Raw genomic sequence first — 22,625 nt, forward strand, 5'->3', positions numbered from 1 at the left:
AAGAGCATGGACAAAGGCATACTCAAGAACGTTTCGATCAACTTCATCGGGCTGATCCTGCCGACCTTCGTGTCGCTGGTCACGGTGCCTGCGTACATCCATGCACTCGGCGTGGAGCGCTACGGCGTCGTCAGCCTCGTGTGGACGCTGATCGGTTATTTCGGGATCCTCGATCTCGGGATGAGCATGGCCGCGCAGAACCACATCTCGAAGGCGCTCGCGAGCGGCGATGCGGCCGAAAGCGCGCGCGTGTTCTGGAGCGCGTTCTGGCTCAATCTCGGCACCGGCATCGCGGGCGGCCTGCTGATCTACTTCGGCGCGTTCGTCTATACCGCGTACTTCACGAAGGTGTCGGCGGCGATGCAGCACGAGGTGTATCTCGCGCTGCCGTGGCTCGCGCTCGCGATTCCGCTCGCGAACGTGTCGTGGGTGTTCGCCGGCGCGATCAACGGCGCGGAACGCTTCGGCGTGTTCAACACGAACCAGACGATCGGCACGTTCCTGTTCCAGCTGTTGCCGCTCGGCGCCGCGTGGTGGATCGCGCCGAACCTGCAGACGGTGCTCGCCGCGGCGGTGGTCGCGCGGCTGATCGCGGCGGTGATGCTCGGCCACGCGAGCATCAAGGTGCTCGGCATCCGCCGCATCGATCCGCCGCAGTGGGGCACCGCGAAAGGGCTGTTCAACTTCGGCGGCTGGATGCTGATCGCGAGCATGGCCAGCATGATCGCCGACACGCTCGACCGCGTGATGCTCGGCGCCGGCATGGGCGCGAAGTTCGTCACCTACTACACCGTGCCGCAGAACCTCGTCACGCGGCTCAACATGCTGCCGAACGCGCTGGTGCGCACGCTGTTTCCGCGCCTGTCGGCGGTCGGCCGCGATCACGCCGACACGCTCGCGCGCCAGTCGCTCGAATTCCTGAACGGCGTGTTCACGCCGGTCGGCATCGTCGCGATCTTCGCGCTCGCGCCGTTCCTGACGCTGTGGGTCGGCGCCGATCTCGCCGCGCATTCGGCGCCGGTCGGGCGCGTGCTGGTGATCAGCGTGTGGCTCGTCGGGCAGGCGAGCGTCACGCGCATCCTGATCCAGTCGCAGGTCAATCCGGCACGCGCCGCGTTCGCGGGGCTCGTCGAAATGCCGTTCTTCGTCGGCGCGCTGTGGTTCGGCATTCATCACTTCGGGCTGATCGGCGCGGCGGTGGTCGTCGCCGTGCGCGCGCTGGTCGACTACGGCGTGCTGCTCTACCTGTCGGCCATCCGGATGCGCGCGATCGTGCTCGACATGCTCGCGCACCTCGCCTTCCTGCTCGCGAGCCTGCTGCTCGCGCAAGCATGGTCGGGGCTCGGCGAGTCGATCGGCCTGTGCGCCGTCGTGCTCGTGCTGAACCTGGCGTGGTCGCTCACGATGACTCCTGGGCTGCGCGCGCTCGTGCGCGACCTGTTCGTCCGTCTCAATGCGAGGAAAACCGTATGAATCGCGATCTGGCGGAACACGCCTTGAACTTCGCCACGGCCGACGCGGCCGCGGCCGGCGATGCCGTACTGCGCCGCACCGAAGCGCCCGCTCGCGCGAGCGCACGCGATGCGTCGCGTCCGCTGCGCGTCGCGATCGTCCACGACTGGCTCGTCACGTATGCGGGCGCCGAGCGCGTGCTCGAACAGATCATCGCGTGCTTTCCCGACGCGGACCTGTTCAGCCTCGTCGATTTCCTCGACGACCGCGCGTTCGTGCGCGGCAAGCCCGTGACGACTTCGTTCATCCAGAAGCTGCCGTTCGCGCGCACCAAGTACCGCAGCTACCTGCCGCTGATGCCGCTCGCGATCGAGCAGCTCGACGTGTCCGACTACGACCTCGTGATCTCCAGCAGCCATGCGGTCGCGAAGGGCGTGCTGACCGGCCCGGACCAGCTGCACATCAGCTACGTGCATTCGCCGATCCGCTATGCGTGGGACCTGCAGCATCAGTATCTGGAGCAATCGAATCTGACGCACGGGCCGAAGTCGCTGCTCGCGCGGATGATCCTGCATTACATCCGCAACTGGGACACGCGCACCGCGAACGCGGTGGACGGCTTCATCGCGAACTCCGCGTTCATCGCGCGGCGCATCCGCAAGGTGTACCACCGCGACGCGGCGGTGATCTTTCCGCCGGTGGACGTCGACGGCTTCTCGCTGAACGACGTGAAGGACGACTTCTACCTGACCGCGTCGCGGATGGTGCCGTACAAGAAGATCGACCTGATCGTCGAAGCGTTTTCGCGCACGCCGGAGCGCAAGCTCGTCGTGATCGGCGACGGCCCCGAGATGCAGAAGATCCGCGCGAAGGCCGGCCCGAACGTCGAGATCATGGGTTACCAGCCGTTCGCGGTGCTGCATGACCGGATGCGGCGCGCGAAGGCGTTCGTGTTCGCGGCCGAGGAGGATTTCGGAATCTCGGTGGTCGAGGCGCAGGCGTGCGGCACGCCGGTCATCGCGTACGGCAAGGGCGGCGCGCTCGAAACGGTGCTCGAGCCGACCTCGCACGCGCATCCGACCGGGTTGTTCTTCGACGAACAGACGCCGCATGCGATCGTCGCGGCGGTCGACGAGTTCGAGCGGGCGCCGCAGCGCTTCGCGCCGCGTGCGTGCCGCGCGAACGCCGAGCGCTTCTCCGCCGACACGTTCAGGCAGCGCTTTCTCGACTACGTCGAGGCGGCGCTGCCGGGCTCGACCGCGCAGCGCAGCACGGCCGTCGCGCCGCTGCCGGTCGCGCGCGGCCCGGCGACGCTCGTGCTGGACCAGAGCGGCGTGCTCGGCGGCGCGGAGCTGTCGCTGCTGGAGATCATGAAGCACATGCGCGCGAACGCCGACGTGCTGCTGTTCGACGACGGCCCGTTTCGCGCGGCGCTAGGCGAGATCGGCGCGCGCGTCGACGTGCTCGACCAGGGCGCGCTGGCCGGCGTGCGCAAGCAGGGCGGCGTGTCGGCCGGCGCGTTGAAGCAGCTCGTCGCGCTCGTGCGCAACGTGGCGCGGCGCGCGCGCCGTGCGGAAGTGATCTACGCGAACACGCAGCGCGCGATGGTGGTCGCGGCGCTGGCCGGGCGGCTCGCGCGCAAGCCGGTGGTCTGGCATCTGCGCGACATCGTCAGCGGCGACCATTTCGGCGGCAAGCAGCTGAAAGCGATCAAGTATTGCGCGCGGTTCGGCATCACGCGCGTGATCGCGAACTCGGACGCGTCCGCGCAGGCGTTCCGTGCGTTGACCGGCTTCACGCCGCAGCACGTCGACGTGGTGTTCAACGGCATCTCGGCCGGACCGTTCGACGCGCTGGAGAACGTCAGCCAGGCCGCGCTGCGCGCGCGCTTCGGGCTGCCGGAGCACGCGTGGCTGGTGGGCTCGTTCAGCCGGCTCGCGCACTGGAAGGGGCAGCATCTGCTGCTGGAGGCCGCGACGCGCCATCCCGACATGCACGTCGTGCTGGTCGGCGCGCCGCTGTTCGGCGAGGACGAGTACGCGGCGCAGCTGCACGAGACGGTCGCGCGGCACCGGATGGGCGATCGCGTGCACTTCCTCGGGTTCCAGCGCGACGTGGCCGCATGCATGAAGGCGGTCGACATGGTCGCGCACACGTCGATCACGCCGGAGCCGTTCGGGCGCGTGATCGTCGAGGGGATGCTGGCGCGGCGGCCGGTGGTCGCGGCGCGGGCGGGCGGCGTCGTCGAGATCATCGAGGACGGCGAGAACGGCTTGCTGTGCGAGCCCGGCAACGCGGCCGCGCTGGCCGATGCGCTCGGCAGGCTCAAGCACGACGGCGCGCTGCGCGAGCGGCTGGTCGCGAGCGGGCGGGCGACCGCGGTGCGCCGGTTCGGCACCGAAACCTATGTCGAGCGGGTCGAGAAGATCCTCGCCGATACGGCGAAGGCGGCGAAGGCGAAGAAGCGCTAGGCGCGAGGCGTCGAGGCGTGTCGATTCTTGTCGGCACGAGGCGGCGAGGAGGGGCCCTCATGCAGTGGTGCGCTGCATGAGGGCCTCTTGTTGTTTGGCGCGCACGATGCGGCGCGCGGGGCGTCATCGTAGCCGTAGTCGAAGATGCGCAACGCCGGCTCGTCGATCGGTGCTCTCTCGGCGGGTGCGGTTTTGCTTCTGGTTCCGCTTTGGTTTCTATGTGCCGCGTCGGGGCAGCCGACGCGTGGCTGTGGGCGGGAGCGAGTGGTCGTTTGCGGGGTAGCACGAGACGCGGCCGGAAGGCGGCGCTGATGCAGAGCCGGCTCGGTCCGCCTCTGGGGCAACAGCGGCAACCCCGGCAACCCCGGCAACTGTCGTGCAGCGGTCCGGCCGGCGTCGTGGCGGTTCCGCGTGGCGCCTGCATGCACGTGCGTGGAGCTTGCGCGCCGGCGTGTGCATGCTATCCAAGCGTACGCAGGACAGCATGCCATCCAAGCCCAGCGCTTCGCCGACGCTGCAAGCGCCATCTGTCCGCCCCATCGCGACGCACCTTGGCGGGCGGATCGCCGCGCTGCCGCTGAAACGGCGCCGCCCGGCCGAAGTCGGGCCGAGCGGGAGTGCCGCGTTCAGGCAGCCTGTTCGGGCGTCGGCGCGACGGCGCGCGCCGTACGCGCGGGCTTGAGGCTCGCCGACCACGTCATCGCCGGGCGTTCGAACAGCCGGTAGAACAGATACGCGACCGGAATCGCGGCGGCCATGAAGCCGAACGACGGCCAGATCGACAGCTGCAATTCCGAGTGGAACAGCACCGAGCCGAGGCACACGAACAGCGGCAGGTGGATCAGATACAGCGAATAGCTGAAGTCGCCGAACCAGCCGAGCAGCCGCAGCAGCGGCGTCGGGCGCGGCGGGCACGCGAGCGCGCGGTACAGGAAGCACGCGAAGCCGGCCGCCCACAGCTGGAACGCGCCGTACTGGCCGAAGTGGAACGCGCCGCAACCGGCGGCGAGCAACAGCGCGGCCGCGCCGTACCACCAGCGCGACGGCACGGCGGTCGCGCCGCGCGCGGGCTGGGCGCGCACGTCGGCGATCCACGCGCCGACCGTCCACGACAGCCAGTACGACGTGAAGAACTGCAGATCGTGCCGCTCGAGCAGCCACGCCGACGCGACGTTCACCAGCGCGACGGCCGCCACGATCGCCGGCATCCCGACGCGCCGGCGCAGCGCGAACAGCAGCGGATAGATCACATAGAACTGCACCTCGAGCGACAGCGTCCACAGCGCGCCGTTCGAGCCGTACGTGTAGCCCGCGACGCCCTGCAGCGACAGCAGGTTCACGACGAATGCGCTGAGCCCGATGTCGCGGATCTTGTGGCTGACCGGCGCGATCTGCAGGCTGATCGCATCCATCGCGAGCGTGAACAGCAGCGCGGCGAGCAGCACCGGATAGATGCGCGCGAAGCGGCGCGCCCAGAAGTTCGGCGCATCGAGCCGGTACGCCGGGTTGGCCGCGAGCTTGAGCGCCGCGTTGCGGTGTATGCAGTAGCCGCTGATCACGAAGAAGATCGGCACGCCGGCCGACCCCCACGCGAACGGGAACGTCAGATAGCCGACGATCACGCTCGGGTCGAGCGCGTGGCCGTAAGCGCGATGGAAGCCTTGCATGCCGACCCAGACGACCTGCCGGCAATGAAAATAGGCGACGAGCAGCGCCGCGAACCCGCGCATCGCGTCGATCACGTGTTCCTTGTGATCGGCGACGGGCGGCGCAGTCAAAGGCGATCCGCTGAATGCTTGCATGCGATTCGAATCCTTGCGACGGATGAAGGGGATGGTCCGATCGTAATGCGCAAGAATTCGAGCGAATCAATAAAAAAATCCCGCCGGCGAATAACCGTATTTCGGATCGTGGTTTTATATCGGGGTGAAAGCGGGTTCGGACGGGGTGCAATTATTTGCGGATTTTTTTCTGATAGTTTGAAGATCCGGATGATTGATGCAAAGGAGCGGCAAGATGGATATGCATTGGATCGCGAGCGCAGCGGTACTGCTGGTCATGGCCGTGCTGTCGGCCTACCGCGAGGCGCTGAAGAACGAGCCGATTCGCCCCGGCGTCGAACGGGGCGGCGTCCCGTATATCGAGGAATTCGAATCGTAACTATTTGTATCCGGAGAATCGGTAATTTGTTTCCGTAGCGATGCCGTATGCGGCAATATCGACCGGATTATGAATTATCGGTTTTCCGGATGGCCGGATAATCGGTCCATATCGAAAACATGCGGATTGGAATTGGCCGCGCCGCCGGTTCCCGATAAACCGCCCGCAAAACATTCGCGCCGGGTCGCTGGGCGACGCGGCGCATTCAACGCAATCAGGATGCGAACATGTTGAAAGTCACCAAGGCCGTGTTCCCCGTTGCCGGTCTCGGCACGCGGTTCCTCCCAGCAACGAAGGCGAGCCCGAAGGAAATGCTGCCTGTCGTGGACAAGCCGCTGATCCAGTACGCGGTCGAGGAAGCGATCAACGCAGGTATCACGGAGATGATCTTCGTGACGGGGCGCAGCAAGCGCGCGATCGAGGATCATTTCGACAAGTCATACGAAATCGAGGCGGAACTCGAGGCGCGCGGCAAGGAAAAGCTGCTCGAGCTCGTGCGCGGCATCAAGCCGAGCAACGTGGACTGCTTCTACGTGCGTCAGCCGGAAGCGCTCGGGCTCGGCCATGCGGTGCTGTGCGCGGAAAAGCTCGTGCACGGCGAGCCGTTCGCGGTGATTCTCGCGGACGATCTGCTGCACGGCGAGCAGCCGGTGCTCAAGCAGCTCGTCGACGTGTTCGACCACTACCACAGCTCGGTGATCGGGGTCGAGACGATCGCGCGCGAGGACAGCCGCTCGTACGGCGTCGTCGAGGGCCGCGAATGGGAAGAGGACATCATCAAGCTGGCGGGCATCATCGAGAAGCCGGCGCCGGAAGATGCGCCGTCGAACCTCGGCGTGGTCGGCCGCTACGTGTTCATGCCGACGATCTTCGATCATCTGCGCCGGATCAAGCCGGGCGCGGGCGGCGAGCTGCAGCTCACCGACGCCGTGCAGTCGCTGCTCGCGAACGAACAGGTGCTCGCGTACCGCTACTACGGCACGCGTTTCGATTGCGGCAGCAAGCTCGGCTACCTGAAGGCAACCGTCGAGTTCGCGCTTCAGCATCCGGAAGTGAGCCGCGAATTCGAGGCGTATCTGCGTACCTGTCTGCCGGCGCTCGCTGCCGTCGCATAAGTAGCCCCGCTCCTTTCGCTGTTTCAGGTGGTGGTTGTTCCGTTGGCCCCGGCCGCTTCGCGCGCCGGGGCATTTTTGCGTGCGTACGTGCGATGCGGTGGCAACGGTGGGGTGGTGGGCGCGTCATGCGCGCGGTCGATCGGCCGCTGTCCGGGGGAGTGGGCTACGCGTGCGGCTGCCGGGCCGCTGCGTTGCGTGTCGCGACCGGCTGCGCGCCGCGGGGTGGGGTGCGTGGCGGGTGCGCGCGTCGGGACGCGCACATGGGGGCACACACGTCCGCACGGACATGTCGGGACGCATATGTCGGGAGACACACGTCGGGGCGGCCACGTCGGGACACGCACGCCAGAGCCTACCCGGCGGGACACACGCGTCGGGAGGCATATGTCGGAACCCACCTGTCGGGTCGGCCGTGTCGGGACACACATCGGGACGAGCACGTGGGCGCGTGTAGGGATGCACCCGTCAGGGCCTCTATGTTGGGATACGCACATCGGGACGCACCGGTCGGTCGCATATGCCAGGACGCACATCTCGCGATGCACCCATCGAAGCGCGCACGTCGAGCCGCATCCGCCGGCGCGCACGGCGGGATGCGCATGTCGGTTCGAGCACGTCGGCACGGAACCCGTACGCAACAAATCCATCGCGGCAACGTTAGGCAGGCTCGCTATCAACCGCCCACAGCGCCGCGCGATTGCAGCACCGCCACCGCGGCCCGGTATTCCGTCAGCGCGCAGACGCGCTCGGCCGCGCCACGAAGTACCGCGCGAGCATCGCGGCGATCGGCTTCTTGAAGTCGAGCAGGCGCTTTTCGAGGTAGCGCCACGACAGATGAGCGAGCAGCACGGCGAGCGCGAACTGCAGCAGCTCGGGCAGCGCGTCGCGCACGAACGCGGGCATCGGCACGCGCGCGAACAGCGCGGGCATCGTGCCGAAGCGCGCCGGCACCAGGTTGTGGAACAGGTAGAAGCCGTAGCTGATCGTGCCGAGGTAGACGAGCGGCGCCCAGTCGAGCAGCGCGACGGCCGGATGGTCCGGCTCGGTGACGATCCACAGCATCAGCGAGCCGAGCGACGCCGACAGGCCGAGATCCGCGAGCCCCGTGACGACGTCCGGCAGCGGCGTGAGCGCGGGCAGCACGAGGAAGAACACGACGCCCGCCGCGCCGACCCATCCCGGCGGCACGCGACGCAGGACGCCGCGGCCGTGATCCGCGAGCGCCATCGCACCCACGCCGCCCAGTGCGATCAGCGCGAAATTCCACGGCGAAAACGCGTAGATCAGCACCGGCGATGCATCGACCGCATACAGCGCGAGATGCGCGAGCGCACACAGCGCGACGGCCGCGATGCCGAGCGCGACATGGCGCGCGGCCGGCACCGCGAGCAGCGTGAGCGGCGCGATCAGATAGAACTGCTGCTCGACCGCGAGGCTCCAGAAGTGCGACGTGGAGCCCGGCCAGCCGTCCTTGACGACGCCGATCCAGTAATTGGACAGGAACGTCGCGTGCCACGCGAGGCCGAGTTTGACGCCGCGCTGGTAGAACAGCGCGTGCGCGATCGCGAGCGCGGCGAGCAGCAGGTAGTAGACGGGAAAGATCCGCAGCGCGCGCTTCGCGAGGAACAGCGCGAGCGCATGACGGCGCGTCATCGTGCCGCATTCGATCGCCTGACGGTTGCGATGCAGTTCGCCGACGATCAGGAATCCGCTGATGAAGAAGAACGTCCACACACCGAGCTTGCCCACGTCGACGGCGAGGACGTGGCCCTTGTGGGACAGGAAAACGAGAATGACGGCGATGGCTCGCAGGCCGTCGAGTCCTTTGACGTATCTGACTTCGCGCATGAAGGCATCCGGGGCACTGAGCGAGGCCAGTATAGGTGCGCAAATATCGAACGTAATTCGCGTTCGGCTGCGTTCGAGCACTGCGTTCGACGCATACGTGCAGGCGTTTTTCGATGCTCGAACGTCGGCGAAGTCGGTCGAGCGCAACAAAACCTGCGGGAAACCCCGCGAAAACGCACAAAAGTACTCCACGAAGCGTCGACGCGCTTGTAGAATCCGGCGTTGAAGCGCGCGCGTTGCACGCTTCGTGTATCCAACGACCACACCTGGTAGGAGAAACATGGCGACTTCCGCAAAAAAGGTGGCCAAGAAGGCTGCCGCACCGGCCACCAAGAAAGTGGCTGCCAAAAAGGCTGCGCCCGCGAAGAAAGTAGTGGCCAAGAAGGCTGCCGCGAAGGCAGCACCGGCCGCTCCGACGCCGCTGAAGGACAAGTTCACGAAGGCATCGCTCGCAACGCACATCGCTGAGCGCGCAGCTGTCGAAGTGAAGGCGGTCAAGGCAGTGCTCGTCGCACTCGAGAACGTCGTGCTGGGCTCGATCCACAAGAAGGGCGCGGGCGAATTCACGCTGCCGGGTCTGCTGAAGATCACGGCGCAAGTCGTGCCGGCGAAGAAGAAGCGCTTCGGCAAGGATCCGTTCTCGGGCGAAGAGCGCTGGTTCCCGGCGAAGCCGGCCAGCGTGCGCGTCAAGGCACGTGCGCTGAAGAAGCTGAAGGACGCTGCTGCGTAATGCAGCGTGACGGTCGCCGCGTCCACGCCGGCGACCGTTGCAACGTCCGACGATCCCCGTACGCGAAAGCGTGCGGGGATTTTTCATTGATGGCGTCGGCCGCGCGGCCGATCGTGTGCGGCACGACGCGATGCGCTCGCGCCGACCGATGCGCTCGCGCGCGCTGCGCACGTGGCGAACGCGACGCGCTGCAGTATGCAGTAGCCGGCGGCACGCGCGCGGCGGCTGGCGTCAGTTCGCCGTGCCGGCGTAGGCAGCCTGCAACGCGGCAACGTCGAACTTCGTCATCTGCATCATCGCGGCGGCCACGCGCCCGGCCTTGACCGTGTCGCGATCGGCCATCATCGGGATCAGCGCGTCCGGCACGATCTGCCACGACACGCCGAACCGGTCGCGCAGCCAGCCGCAGCCGTCGGCGGTGCCGCCGTTGTCGAGCAGCGCGCTCCAGTAGCGGTCGAGCTCGGCCTGGTCCGCGCAACTGACCATCAGCGAAACCGTGTGGTTGAACGTCTCGGTGCGCGGATGGCTCATCGCGATGAACGGCTGGCCGAACAGTTCGAATTCGACCATCCGCGTGCCGGCGGTCCCCTGTACCGCGGTGACGCGCACGACCCGCGAGTTCGGGAAAATGCCCGCATAGAACGCCGCGGCCTCTTCGGCTTCGGTCGTATACCAGAGGAACGGCGTGATCTTCTGAATCGTCATCGAGCGTCTCCTGTCAGGTGTCGGGGAAGGCTGGCAATTCGCCTCCCGCCATCGTTACGACGCACGACGTACGTCGAAATCGACAGCTGGCAGCATACGCGGTTCAGGTTCGGGCGGACGCCGGCAACACGTAGTGCCGGGCACGGGTTCGGCATGCGCTCAGGCACGCGACAGACGGCCCGAGCGCCGCTGTCGAACGCCGCCGATACTGTCCGTCACAGGACGCGCATCGGGCGGCCGACATCGCGCCGCCACGCACGGGACGAAAAAAAACCAGCCGCGGCCGAAGCCGGGGCTGGTTTTGCAGTTCGGCGACATGGCGTCGAAGACGCCATGCACACCGGAAACGTACTTCTTAGAACTTGTGGCGCAGGCCGAGTGCGACGATTTCCTGCGAGCTCGTGCCGGCGACGCCGTACGAGCCGATCGACGCTTGCGCATCGCTGCCGTCCGAGTTCTTGCCGCTGGCGTGCTGGTACGCGCCGACCAGGTAGACGTCCGTGCGCTTCGACAGCGAGTAGTCGGCGCCGAGCGAAACCTGATGGTACTTGCCGTTGTTGTTGCCGTTGCCCTTCGTGTAGATGTAGCCGAGGCCCAGCAGCAGCGGTGCCGATGCCTGGTACGTGACGAATGCGCGACCCGTGTTGTACTTCTGGTTCGTGCCGAACGTCGAGTTCGCGTCTGCCTTGTACTGTGCGTTGCTGTAGCCGGCGCCAACCGTGACCGGGCCGAACGCGTACTGCGCGGCAACCTGAGCGATGCCGATCGACGACGCCGAGCGGAATGCGTTGTTGATGACCGACGAGCCCGAATCACCGTCGAAGATCTCGTCCGACGTGCCCGCCCAGCCCACACGCTTGCCGGTGGTCGGATCCAGGCCTGCCGAGTTGCTTGCGTGGAAGTAGCCTGCAGCCACGCCGAGCGGGCCGTTGTTGTAGGCTGCTGCCGCTGCCCACGTCTGGCCCTTGCCGGTTGCGCCAGCGACGCCGCCGAGTGCGTACATGCCTTCGAATTGCAGACCGCCCCAGACCGGCGACGTGTACTTGATCGCGTTGCTGACGCGCAGGCTGTTGTCGTTGTTGTCGACGTCGCCCGGCGTAGCGAACACGCTGCCGAAGTAGTTGTCAGCCGTCACTGCCTGAACCAGGTCGACCAGCGGGTCGTACTGGCGGCCGAGCGTCAGCGTACCGTACTGGTCGCTCTGCAGGCCGACGAATGCCTGGCGGCCGAACATGCGCTGGCCTTGGCCCAGTGCGCCGTTCGTCGAGTTGAAGCCGTTTTCCACCTGGAAGATTGCCTTCAGGCCGCCACCGAGGTCTTCGGTACCCTTCAGGCCCCAGCGGGCACCTTGCAGGTTGCCGCTGCCCATCGACCACGAATTGTTGCCTTGACCAGCGTTACCGTGAATGTAGGTGATCGACGTGTCGATCACGCCGTACAGCGTGACGCTCGATTGAGCGTGAGCGGCGCCGGCTGCGCCCAGCAGGGCCAGCGACAGGGTCGAGAGAGCAAGTTTCTTCATCGTTGAGTATCTCCACGCAAGTGATTCGTGATTCGTTATTTGTTGCGGATTGGAGAATAGCTCAGTGCAATACGGGCAAGAAAGCCCAAAAAATAAAGTGTCTCCAAAAGGTAACAGAGCGAAAAAATCCATATATATCAAGCACATCAACAACTGTTCCTGTTTTTGAAACAGTTGACAAGTTGTGCGCTGCGATTGTTGCAACAGTTGATGCGCCGTGCAGCAACAGCACGTATTTCGCCGTTGTGTGCACAGAAATCGAAGTGTGCAAACGTTTGCCGATGCAGATGGCGGCGGCACGCGATGCAAACGGCATCTCAACGCGTCACGAAAGGGGCGACGGCGCGGGGCTTGCGAAACGCTGCGCGTTCGCGTAATGGCACGCGGCCGCTACGGCGTCAGTTGCCGGGCGCGCGCTTGGCGGGAGGCTGCGGCGGCGCCGATGCAGCGGGCAGCGGGTCGCCGCGGCGATGCGCATCGCCGCGCGCGGCCGCGAATTCAGCCCCGAGCAGCAGCACGGCCGCCGAGAAGTACAGCCACATCAGCAGCACCGCGAACGACCCGGCCGCACCGAACGCGCTCGCCGTGCCGGCCCGCGCCAGATACAGCGCGAACAGCTTCTTGCCGCCAGAGAACAGGATGGCCGACACGACTCCGCCGACCATGGCGTCGCGCCACGCGACGCGCGCGTCGGGCAGGAACTTCATCAACGCGGCGAACGCGCCGGCCAGCACCGCGATGCCGACGAAGAACTGCAGCACGTTGGTGATGAATACGTATGGCGAATCGCCGAGCAGCCAGGTGCCGACGAACGTGATCGCCGTGTCGAGCACCAGCGACACGATCAGCAGGAAGGCGACGCCGAGCACCAGCCCGAACGACACCAGCCGCACGCGCACGAGCCCGAGCATGCTCGACCAGCGGTTTTCGGTGCTCGGCCAGATCACGCTCAGCGCGGTGTTCAGCGACGCGAACGTCGCCGACGCGCCGATCGCGAGCGCCGCGAACGAAATCAGCGTGGCGATGCCGCCGCTGCTGCCCGCGCGATGCGCGTTCTGCACGATCGTCTGGATGCTGGCCGCCGCATCGTCGCCGATCAGCTGGTGCGCCTGCTCGAACACCTGGCCGCGCGCGGCGTCGTCGCCGAAGAACCAGCCGGCCACCGCGATCACCATCACGAGCGTCGGCGCGAGCGAGAACGCCGAGAAGAACGCGATGCTGGCGGCCATCGCCGAGCAGCGGTCGGAGGAGAAGCGCTTGAACGCGTTGAGTGCCCAGTTCGCCTGCTGCTGCGCGAGACGGGTGGCTTCGGACGTGATCGGTCGTTTCATGACGGTTCGGTCTGTTGATGAACGCGGGTGAACGCGGGGCGTCGGTGGGGCGGGCATATCGGTATTGATCCGAGGATTCGATCATAGTTGCCTGAACTGTCTATAATTCCTTTCAGCTTCACCCCAACCCCACAAAAACGCCCGAGACCACCATGCTACAAATGTCCCGGCGCCAGTTCCTGAAGGTGACGGCCACGTCGCTTGCCGGATCGAGTCTTGCCCTGCTGGGCTTTTCTCCGACGCAAGCGCTCGCCGAAGTCCGACAGTACAAGCTGGCGCGCACAGTCGAAACGCGCAACACCTGTCCGTATTGCTCAGTCGGTTGCGGCATCCTGATGTACGGCCTCGGCGATGGCGCGAAGAACGCGCAGTCGAGCATCATCCACATCGAAGGCGACCCCGACCATCCGGTCAATCGCGGCACGCTGTGCCCGAAGGGTGCGAGCCTGATCGACTTCATCCACAGCCCGAACCGCCTGACGCGTCCCGAGTACCGCGCGCCGGGCTCGGACACGTGGCAGCCCATCTCGTGGGGCGACGCGCTCGACCGCATCGCGAAGCTGATGAAGGCCGACCGCGACGCGAATTTCGTCGAGACGACCGACGACGGCGCCAGGGTCAACCGCTGGCTGACCACCGGCATGCTGGCCGCATCGGCGGGCAGCAACGAAGTCGGCTACCTGACGCACAAGGCTGTGCGCAGCCTCGGAATGCTCGTATTCGACAATCAGGCGCGTGTCTGACATGGCCCGACGGTGGCAGGTCTTGCCCCGACGTTTGGCCGTGGAGCGATGACGAACCATTGGGTCGACATCAAGAACGCGGACGTGATTCTCGTGATGGGCGGCAATGCAGCCGAGGCCCATCCGTGCGGTTTCAAGTGGGTGACGGAGGCGAAGGCGCACCGCAAGGCGCGACTGATCGTCGTCGACCCGCGCTTTACGCGTACGGCGTCGGTCGCCGACTATTACGCGCCGATCCGCACCGGCACCGACATCGTCTTTCTGGGCGGCGTCATCAACTATCTGCTGACGAACGACAAGATCCAGCATGAGTACGTGAAGAACTACACGGACTTCTCGTTCATCGTGCGCGAGGATTTCGCGTTCAACGACGGCATCTATTCCGGCTACGACGCCGAGAAGCACGCGTACCCCGACAAGTCCAGCTGGGACTACGAGCGCGGCGACGACGGCTTCGTGAAGGTCGACCCGACGCTGCAGCATCCGCGCTGCGTCTACAACCTGCTGAAGCAGCACTACGGGCGCTATACGGCCGAGCTCGTCCAGCAGGTGTGCGGCACGCCGAAGGAGAAATTCCTGAAGGTGTGCGAGATGCTCGCGACCACGGCCGTGCCCGGCCGCGCCGGCACGGTGCTGTACGCGCTCGGCTGGACCCACCATTCGATCGGCGCGCAGATCATCCGCACCGGCGCGATGGTGCAGCTGCTGCTCGGCAACATCGGCATCGCCGGCGGCGGGATGAACGCGCTGCGCGGCCACTCGAACATCCAGGGGCTGACGGATCTCGGGTTGATGTCGAACCTGCTGCCCGGTTACATGACGCTCCCGATGCAGGCCGAGCAGGACTTCGACGGCTATATCAAGAAGCGCGCGCAGCAGCCGCTGCGGCCGAACCAGCTCAGCTACTGGAAGAACTACAAGGCGTTCCACGTCAGTTTCATGAAGTCGTGGTGGGGCGACGCGGCCAGCGCCGACAACAACTGGGCGTACGACTACCTGCCGAAGCTCGACAAGCAGTACGACCTGCTGCAGGCAATCGAGCTGATGAGTGCGGGCAAGATGAACGGCTACATCTGCCAGGGCTTCAACCCGCTCGCGGCCGCGCCGTCGAAGGCGAAGACGGCCGCCGGGCTCGCCAGGCTGAAGTGGCTGGTGGTGATGGACCCGCTCGCGACCGAGACGTCCGAATTCTGGAAGCCGCACGGCGATTTCAACGACGTCGACGCGTCGAAGATCCAGACCGAGGTGTTCCGGCTGCCGACCACGTGCTTCGCCGAGGAGAACGGCTCGCTCGTCAGTTCGAGCCGCGTGCTCCAATGGCACTGGAAGGGCGCGGAGCCGCCGGGCGAGGCGCGCAGCGATCTCGAGATCATGTCGGGGCTGTTCCTGCGGATGCGCAAGATGTACCAGGCGGAGGGCGGCAAGTACCCGGACCCGATCGTGAACCTCACGTGGCCGTACGCGAACCCGGAGAGCCCGACGCCCGAAGAACTGGCGATGGAGTTCAACGGCCGTGCGCTCGCCGACTTGCCCGACCCGAAGGATCCGACGAAGACGCTCGTGAAGAAGGGCGAGCAGCTCGCCGCGTTCGCGCAGCTGAAGGACGACGGCACGACCGCGAGCGGCTGCTGGATATTCTGCGGCGCGTGGACGCAGGCCGGCAACCAGATGGCGCGACGCGACAACGCCGATCCGACCGGCATCGGCCAGACGCTGAACTGGGCGTGGGCGTGGCCGGCCAACCGGCGGATCCTGTACAACCGCGCGTCGTGCGACGTGAGCGGCAAGCCGTTCGACCCGACCCGCAAGCTGATCGGCTGGAACGGCAGCGCGTGGAAGGGCGCCGACGTGCCGGACTTCAAGGCCGACGAGCCGCCGGAGAACGGGATGGGGCCGTTCATCATGAATCCGGAAGGCGTCGCGCGCTTCTTTGCGCGCGCGGCGATGAACGAAGGCCCGTTCCCCGAGCACTACGAGCCGTTCGAGACGCCGCTCGCCGCGAACCCGCTGCACCCCGACAACCCGCAGGCGCTGAACAACCCGGCCGCCCGCGTGTTCGCGGACGACCGCGCGTCGTTCGGCAAGGTGTCGGAGTTCCCGCACGTCGCGACGACGTACCGCCTCACCGAGCATTTCCATTACTGGACCAAGCATGCGCGGCTGAACGCGATCATCCAGCCCGAGCAATTCGTCGAGATCGGCGAAGACCTCGCGAAGGAAGTCGGCGTCGCGCACGGCGATCGCGTGAAGGTGTCGTCCAAGCGCGGCTACATCGTCGCGGTCGCGCTCGTCACGAAGCGGATCAAACCGCTGACGATCGACGGCAAGAAGGTCCAGACGGTCGGCGTGCCGTTGCACTGGGGCTTCAAGGGAGTGGCGAAGCCCGGCTATCTCGCGAACACCCTGACTCCGTCCGTCGGCGACGGCAACTCGTACACACCGGAATTCAAGTCGTTCCTGGTGAAGGTCGAAAAGGCGTAAGGGGAAAGAGATGGCATTGCAATCGCTGGATATCAAGCGCGTCTCGGCCACCACGACGCCGCCGCCCACGGCGCGCGAACCGGTGACCGGGAGCGTCGCGAAGCTGATCGACGTATCGAAGTGCATCGGCTGCAAGGCGTGCCAGACGGCGTGCATGGAGTGGAACGACCTGCGCGACGAGGTCGGCACCAACGTCGGCGTCTACGACAATCCGGCCGACCTGTCGGAGCACTCGTGGACGGTGATGCGGTTCGCCGAATACGAGAACCCGGCCGGCGACCTCGAGTGGCTGATCCGCAAGGACGGCTGCATGCACTGCGAGGACCCGGGCTGCCTGAAGGCGTGCCCGTCGCCGGGCGCGATCGTGCAGTACAACAACGGGATCGTCGATTTCCACGAGGAGAACTGCATCGGTTGCGGCTATTGCGTGACCGGCTGCCCGTTCAACGTTCCGCGGATCTCGAAGAAGGACCATCGCGCGTACAAGTGCACGCTGTGTTCCGATCGCGTCGCGGTCGGCCAGGAGCCGGCGTGCGTGAAGACCTGCCCGACCGGCGCGATCGTGTTCGGCACCAAGGAGGACATGAAGCAGCACGCGGCCGAGCGCATCGAGGACCTCAAGGAGCGCGGCTTCGAGCATGCGGGGCTGTACGACCCGCAGGGCGTCGGCGGTACGCACGTGATGTACGTGCTGCACCACGCGGACAAGCCGTCGCTGTACCACGGGCTGCCCGACAATCCGTCGATCAGCCCGATGGTGAAGCTCTGGAAGGGCATCGCGAAGCCGCTCGCGGTCGCCGGGCTCGCGCTCACCGCGCTGGCCGGGTTCTTCCATTACACGCGGGTCGGTCCGAACGAGGTCAGCGACGACGAGGAAGCCGCCGCCCGCGACGAGGCGCGACGCATCAAGGAGGACTCGAAATGAAGCACGACGACCCCAACCTGATCGTCCGCTACACGCCGAACGAGCGGAGCAACCACTGGATCACCGCGATCACGTTCGTGCTGCTCGCGCTGTCCGGGCTCGCGCTGTTCCATCCGTCGATGTTCTGGCTCACCGCGCTGTTCGGCGGCGGCCAGTGGACGCGGATTCTGCATCCGTTCGTCGGCGTCGTGATGTTCGTGTCGTTCGCGATTCTCGTGGTGCGCTTCTGGCATCACAACGTGCTCGACGCGGACGATCGGCAATGGCTGAAGCAGATCGGCGACGTGGTGAACAACCGGGAGGACCGGCTGCCGCCGGTGGGGCGCTATAACGCCGGACAGAAGCTGCTATTCTTCACGCTGGTGGCTTGCCTGCTGCTGCTCCTGCTGTCCGGGATCGTGATCTGGCGTCGCTATTTCTCGTTCTACTTCCCGATCGGCGTGATCCGCGCGGCGGCCGTCGTGCATGCGGCGGCGGCGTTCGTGCTGATTGCGAGCATCATCGTGCACATTTACGCGGCGTTGTGGGTGAAAGGCTCGATCGGCGCGATGGTGCGCGGCACCGTCACGCTGGGCTGGGCCCGCAAGCATCACCCGAAGTGGTTCCGTGAGAGCGTGAAGTAGCGCATCGGCGCGCACGCCACGCCGGCTTCGGCGTGGCGTTGCGCGAACCGCAGGAATCGCCCCCGAAGCGCCGATTCGTCGGCGCTTGTTTTTTGGAAGACATACTCGTGACACAACGCATTCTCGAGCCGACCGAGATCTCGGCACTCGATCATTCGGCCATTCCGCGCTTTCGTCTGCCGGAGCGCGGCTCCGTGTTTGCGGCGCGCGCCGCGCGGCTGCGCAAGCTCGCCGACCTGAACCCGATCAGCGGCTATCTGCGGCTGATGGCGACCGTGGCCGACGCGCAGCACGCGACGCTGCAGGCGCTGAACCTGCCGCTGCCGTCGCCCGAGGCGATCGCACGCGCGCAGCAGCATTCGATGCCGCTCGTGCCGGCGCTCGACGGCGAACGCAATCCGCAGTGGCGAGCCGTGCTGTACGAGCTGCTCGATCGCGTCGAAAGCGCCGGGCTCGTCAATCCGTCGCTCGCGAAGCTGCTCGACCGGCTGCGCCTGACGGCGCCCGCCGAACTCGACGCACAGGCCGACGCGATCCTCGCGTTGCGCTTCGCCGAAGTCGACCCGGCCACCGCGCCGTTCCTGATGGCCGCGCTGCAGGTCGTGTGGACCGACCTCGCGAGCCGCGTCGCGCCGGCCGACGTGCCGTATCTCGACCAGCCCGGCTTGTGCCCGGTGTGCGGCACGCATCCGGTCGCGAGCGTCGTGCGCGTCGGCGGCCAGTTCCAGGGCTACCGCTTCCTGCAATGCGGGCTGTGCACGACCGAGTGGCACATGGTGCGCACCAAGTGCTCGCACTGCGATTCGACCAAGGGCATCGCGTACCACGGGATCGAAGGCGGCAGCGAAGCGGTGAAGGCCGAATCGTGCGACGAATGCAAGACCTATCGCAAGATCGGCTATCAGGAGAAGGACTACGAATTCGAGCCGCTCGCCGACGATCTCGCGAGCCTCACGCTCGACCTTCTGATGAACGAAGCCGGCTACCAGCGCAGTTCGCCGAACCCGCTGCTGTGGCCCGACGTGTCGCGCGAAGCGGACGCCGACCGAGCAGACTGAGCGCGTGACACCGCAGCCCGCCGCGCGCCGGCTGCGGGCCGCGCATCGAAATGGAGCCACTTCGACGTGACCGAACCCGGTTTGAATGAACTGAATGCCGTCCTCGCGCGCGTGCCGTCGGTGGAGCGCGTGTTGTCGTCGGCGCCGCTGCAGCCGCTGCTCGCCGACTACGGCCGCACGCGCGTGCTGAACGCGGTGCGCGCCGAGCTCGAACGCTGGCGCAGCGACGCTCGCACCGATCCTGCCGCGGCCGAGCCGCTCGACGAGGCGCGCATCGCCGCCGCCGTCGCGCGCACGCTCGCCGCGCAGAGCGCGAGCGCGGTGCGGCCGGTATTCAATCTGACCGGCACCGTGCTGCACACGAACCTCGGGCGCGCGCTGTTGCCGGACGACGCGGTGCGCGCGGTGGTCGACGCGCTCACGCAGCCCGTCAACCTCGAATTCGATCTCGCGACCGGCCGTCGCGGCGACCGCGACGACCTGATCGACGCGCTGCTGTGCGAGCTGACCGGCGCGGAAGCCGCGACCGTCGTCAACAACAATGCCGCAGCGGTGCTGCTCGCGTTGTCGGCGCTGGCCCCGAAGCGCGAAGTGATCGTGTCGCGCGGCGAGCTGGTCGAGATCGGCGGCGCGTTCCGGATTCCCGACATCATGAGCCGCGCGGGCGCGAAGCTGCGCGAGGTCGGCACGACCAACCGCACGCATCTGCGCGATTACGCGGACGCGATCGGCCCTCGCACCGCGCTGCTGATGAAGGTGCATTGCAGCAACTACGCGATCAGCGGCTTCACGCGCGAAGTGGCGCTCGCCGAGCTCGCGCCGCTCGCGCGCGAGCACGGGCTGCCGGTCGCGGTCGATCTCGGCAGCGGCACGCTGGCCGATCTGACGCAATGGGGCTTGCCGCACGAGACGACCGTGCAGGAGACGATCGCGGCCGGCGCGAACCTCGTCACGTTCAGCGGCGACAAGCTGCTCGGCGGTCCGCAGGCCGGCCTGATAGCCGGCGACCGCGCGCTGATCGCGAAGATCAAGAAGCATCCGCTCAAGCGTGCGCTGCGCGTCGGCAAGCTGACGCTCGCCGCGCTCGAACCGGTGCTGCGGCTCTACCAGGCGCCCGAATTTCTGCGCGAGCGGCTCACGACGCTGCGCCTGCTGACGCGGCCGCAGCGCGACATCGCCGCCGCTGCCGAGCGCCTGCGCGCGCCGCTGCAGGCGGCGCTCGGCAGCGGCTACGACGTGCAGGTCGAGCCGATGTTCAGCCAGATCGGCAGCGGTGCGCTGCCGGTCGACCAGTTGCCGAGCGCCGGGCTCGTCGTGCGCACGCCGGACGGCAAGCGCGGCGGCCGGGCGCTCGCGCAGCTGGAGAAGCGGCTGCGCGAATGGCCGCGGCCGGTGATCGGCCGGATCGCCGACAACGCGCTGCGGCTCGACCTGCGCTGCGTCGAAGCCGCCGACGAAGCGGCCCTCGTCGCGCAATGCGTGCAGATCGCGGGGCCGGCTGCATGATCGTCGGCACTGCGGGACATATCGACCACGGCAAGACGACGCTCGTGCGCGCGCTCACGGGCGTCGACACCGACCGGCTGAAGGAGGAGAAGGCGCGCGGCATCTCGATCGAGCTCGGCTATGCGTACACGCCGCTCGAGAACGGCGACGTGCTCGGCCTGATCGACGTGCCCGGCCACGAGAAGCTGATCCACACGATGGCGGCCGGCGCGTGCGGGATCGATTTCGCGCTCGTCGTGATCGCCGCCGACGACGGCGTGATGCCGCAGACCCGCGAGCATCTCGCGATCCTGCAATTGCTCGGCGTCACGCATGGCGCGGTCGCGCTGACGAAGTGCGATCGTGTCGACGCCGCGCGCGTGGGCGCCGTGCGCGACGAGATCGCCGCGTGGCTGCATGGTTCGACGCTCGACGGCGCGCCGGTGTTCGACACGTGCGCGACGCGCGCGGACGACGCAGGCGTCGCCGCATTGAAACGTCACCTCGCCGACGCGGCGTTCGCGTGGCGCGCGCGCCGCGACGACGGGCTGTTCCGGCTCGCCGTCGATCGCGTGTTCACGCTCGCCGGGCAGGGCACCGTCGTGACGGGAACCGCGTTCGCGGGCCGCGTGACGACCGGCGACACGCTTGCGATCGTGCGCACCGGCCGCGCGGCACGCGTGCGCAGCATCCATGCGCAGAATCGGCCGGTGGACACCGGCCATGCGGGCGAGCGCTGCGCGCTGAACCTGGCCGGCGTCGAGAAGGCGGACGTCGAGCGCGGCGATACCGTCGCCGATGCGCGGCTGGTCGCAACGTCGCCGCGGCTCGACGTCGAATTGACGCTGCTCGCCGATGCGGGATTGACGCTGACGCACTGGGCGCCGCTGCACGTGCATCTCGGCACGCTGCATCGCGTCGCGCACGTCGCGCTGCTCGACGGCGACATGCTCGCGGCCGGGCAGCGGATGCGCGTGCAACTGGTGTTCGACGAGCCGGTGTTCGCGCTGCCGGGCGATCGCTTCATCGTTCGCAACCCGCAGGCGACGCGCACGGTCGGCGGCGGCCGCGTGCTCGATCCGTTCGGCCCGGCGCGCAAGCGGCGCACGCCGGCGCGCCGCGCGTGGCTCGATGCGCTCGCGACGTGGCTCGACGAAGGGCGGCTCGATGCATTGCTCGCACAGGCGCCGCTCGGGATCGCGCGCGCGACGCTCACGCACCTGACGGGTTTCGCGCCTGACGCATTGGCGTTGCCGACGGACGTGCTTTCGATCGGTCAGCGCGAGCGCGGTGCGTCGAACGACGGCACCGTGATCGCGCGTGCGCACTGGCAGGCGTTGCAGGCGCGCGCGATCGACACGCTGCGCGCGTATCACGAGCGCGTGCCGGACGAGCAGGGGCTCGATGCGGCGCGGCTGCGGCGCATGGCTGCGCCGCTGGTCGGCGATGCGCTGTGGCGTGCGCTGGTCGATGCGCTGGTGGACGGCGGCGACGTGACGCGCAGCGGGCCGTGGCTGCATTTGCCGACGCATGCGGTGAGCTTCGATGCCCGCGAGGACGCACTGGCGCAGCAACTGTTGCCGCCGATTCATGCGGGGCGTTTCGATCCGCCATGGGTGCGCGATCTCGCGCGCGAGACGGGCACGGCCGAGGACGCCGTGCGCGCGCTGTTGCGCAAGCTCGCGCGGCGCGGCGACGTGCATCAGGTCGTGCGCGATCTGTTCTATCACGCGGAGGTCGTGCGCGAGCTGGCTGCGCTCGTTGCGGAACTCGCGCCGATGCACGGCGGCGGCCTCGATGCGGCGACGTTTCGCGATGCGACCGGGCTCGGCCGCAAGCGTGCGATCCAGATTCTCGAGTTCTTCGACCGGGTTGGGTATACTCGCTTCCACCGCGATCTGCACTTCCTGCGGCCCGATAGCGGTTGGGCCGGTATTCAGGTGTAGGCGCTCGTCGGTTTTCCTGATTTTTCCCGC

At 67.1% G+C, this 22,625-nt stretch carries 17 protein-coding genes; 11 read left to right on the forward strand and 6 right to left on the reverse strand.

Features of this window, described 5'->3' with window-relative positions; genetic code table 11:
* Positions 1-6: 6 nt before the first annotated feature.
* Both MBR110_RS16715 and MBR110_RS16720 read left to right on the forward strand, forming a co-directional pair.
* Positions 7-1,473, forward strand: a complete 1,467-nt coding sequence (locus tag MBR110_RS16715; RefSeq protein WP_014725181.1) for a flippase — start codon at positions 7-9, stop codon at positions 1,471-1,473.
* Complete coding sequence (locus MBR110_RS16720) at positions 1,470-3,923, forward strand: glycosyltransferase family 4 protein (protein ID WP_011881775.1); 2,454 nt, start codon at positions 1,470-1,472, stop codon at positions 3,921-3,923. Before MBR110_RS16715 ends, MBR110_RS16720 begins: the two co-directional genes overlap by 4 nt.
* 626 nt (positions 3,924-4,549) lie before the next feature.
* Here the strand turns inward: MBR110_RS16720 and MBR110_RS16725 are convergent.
* Positions 4,550-5,725: an acyltransferase family protein gene (locus MBR110_RS16725; RefSeq protein WP_011881776.1), complete on the reverse strand. Its 1,176-nt coding sequence runs from the start codon at positions 5,723-5,725 to the stop codon at positions 4,550-4,552.
* Between the two features lie 214 nt (positions 5,726-5,939).
* Here MBR110_RS16725 and MBR110_RS16730 point away from each other — a divergent pair, with 214 nt between their 5' ends.
* Both MBR110_RS16730 and galU read left to right on the forward strand, forming a co-directional pair.
* Positions 5,940-6,083, forward strand: a complete 144-nt coding sequence (locus MBR110_RS16730; protein ID WP_011881777.1) for a hypothetical protein — start codon at positions 5,940-5,942, stop codon at positions 6,081-6,083.
* A gap of 227 nt (positions 6,084-6,310) precedes the next feature.
* Entirely contained in the window at positions 6,311-7,198 is an 888-nt protein-coding gene (gene galU, locus MBR110_RS16735) for a UTP--glucose-1-phosphate uridylyltransferase GalU (protein ID WP_011881778.1), read from the forward strand.
* 729 nt (positions 7,199-7,927) lie between these two features.
* Here the strand turns inward: galU and MBR110_RS16740 are convergent.
* Positions 7,928-9,046 (reverse strand): acyltransferase family protein, encoded by a 1,119-nt coding sequence (locus MBR110_RS16740; RefSeq protein WP_181709426.1) that lies wholly within the window; start codon positions 9,044-9,046, stop codon positions 7,928-7,930.
* A gap of 280 nt (positions 9,047-9,326) precedes the next feature.
* Here MBR110_RS16740 and MBR110_RS16745 point away from each other — a divergent pair, with 280 nt between their 5' ends.
* On the forward strand, positions 9,327-9,776 hold the full coding sequence (locus MBR110_RS16745; protein WP_011881780.1) for an HU family DNA-binding protein: 450 nt from the start codon (positions 9,327-9,329) through the stop codon (positions 9,774-9,776).
* A gap of 231 nt (positions 9,777-10,007) precedes the next feature.
* Here the strand turns inward: MBR110_RS16745 and MBR110_RS16750 are convergent, their stop codons facing one another.
* From MBR110_RS16750 to MBR110_RS16765, 4 genes are all read right to left on the reverse strand, one after another.
* Complete coding sequence (locus MBR110_RS16750) at positions 10,008-10,481, reverse strand: VOC family protein (RefSeq protein WP_014725175.1); 474 nt, start codon at positions 10,479-10,481, stop codon at positions 10,008-10,010.
* Between the two features lie 355 nt (positions 10,482-10,836).
* Complete coding sequence (locus tag MBR110_RS16755; protein WP_034195029.1) at positions 10,837-12,003, reverse strand: porin; 1,167 nt, start codon at positions 12,001-12,003, stop codon at positions 10,837-10,839.
* Between the two features lie 61 nt (positions 12,004-12,064).
* Positions 12,065-12,319 carry a hypothetical protein gene (locus tag MBR110_RS16760; RefSeq protein ID WP_124260004.1) on the reverse strand — a complete coding sequence of 85 codons (255 nt, stop codon included), beginning with the start codon at positions 12,317-12,319 and terminating at the stop codon, positions 12,065-12,067.
* Between the two features lie 82 nt (positions 12,320-12,401).
* A complete protein-coding gene (locus tag MBR110_RS16765; RefSeq protein ID WP_034195030.1) occupies positions 12,402-13,334 on the reverse strand; it encodes a YihY/virulence factor BrkB family protein in 933 nt (310 codons plus the stop codon).
* A gap of 152 nt (positions 13,335-13,486) precedes the next feature.
* Here MBR110_RS16765 and fdnG point away from each other — a divergent pair, with 152 nt between their 5' ends.
* From fdnG to selB, 6 genes are all read left to right on the forward strand, one after another.
* A complete protein-coding gene (gene fdnG, locus MBR110_RS16770; protein ID WP_080957658.1) occupies positions 13,487-16,558 on the forward strand; it encodes a formate dehydrogenase-N subunit alpha in 3,072 nt (1,023 codons plus the stop codon).
* Positions 16,559-16,568: 10 nt separating this feature from the next.
* The gene (gene fdxH / locus MBR110_RS16775) at positions 16,569-17,483 is read left to right on the forward strand and encodes a formate dehydrogenase subunit beta (protein WP_059623958.1); all 915 of its coding nucleotides are present in this window, start codon (positions 16,569-16,571) and stop codon (positions 17,481-17,483) included.
* Positions 17,480-18,106, forward strand: coding sequence for a formate dehydrogenase subunit gamma (locus MBR110_RS16780; RefSeq protein ID WP_011881787.1), 627 nt, complete (start codon positions 17,480-17,482; stop codon positions 18,104-18,106). Before fdxH ends, MBR110_RS16780 begins: the two co-directional genes overlap by 4 nt.
* Before the next feature lie 107 nt (positions 18,107-18,213).
* Positions 18,214-19,164: a formate dehydrogenase accessory protein FdhE gene (gene fdhE / locus MBR110_RS16785; RefSeq protein ID WP_014725170.1), complete on the forward strand. Its 951-nt coding sequence runs from the start codon at positions 18,214-18,216 to the stop codon at positions 19,162-19,164.
* A gap of 66 nt (positions 19,165-19,230) precedes the next feature.
* Positions 19,231-20,670: an L-seryl-tRNA(Sec) selenium transferase gene (gene selA, locus MBR110_RS16790; protein ID WP_011881789.1), complete on the forward strand. Its 1,440-nt coding sequence runs from the start codon at positions 19,231-19,233 to the stop codon at positions 20,668-20,670.
* A complete protein-coding gene (selB, locus tag MBR110_RS16795) occupies positions 20,667-22,595 on the forward strand; it encodes a selenocysteine-specific translation elongation factor (RefSeq protein WP_181709427.1) in 1,929 nt (642 codons plus the stop codon). The genes selA and selB overlap by 4 nt, the downstream gene beginning before the upstream one ends.
* The last annotated feature ends 30 nt before the right edge of the window (positions 22,596-22,625 follow it).

The sequence above is a fragment of the Burkholderia sp. MBR-1 genome (assembly GCF_013822785.1).
Classification (GTDB): domain Bacteria; phylum Pseudomonadota; class Gammaproteobacteria; order Burkholderiales; family Burkholderiaceae; genus Burkholderia; species Burkholderia vietnamiensis.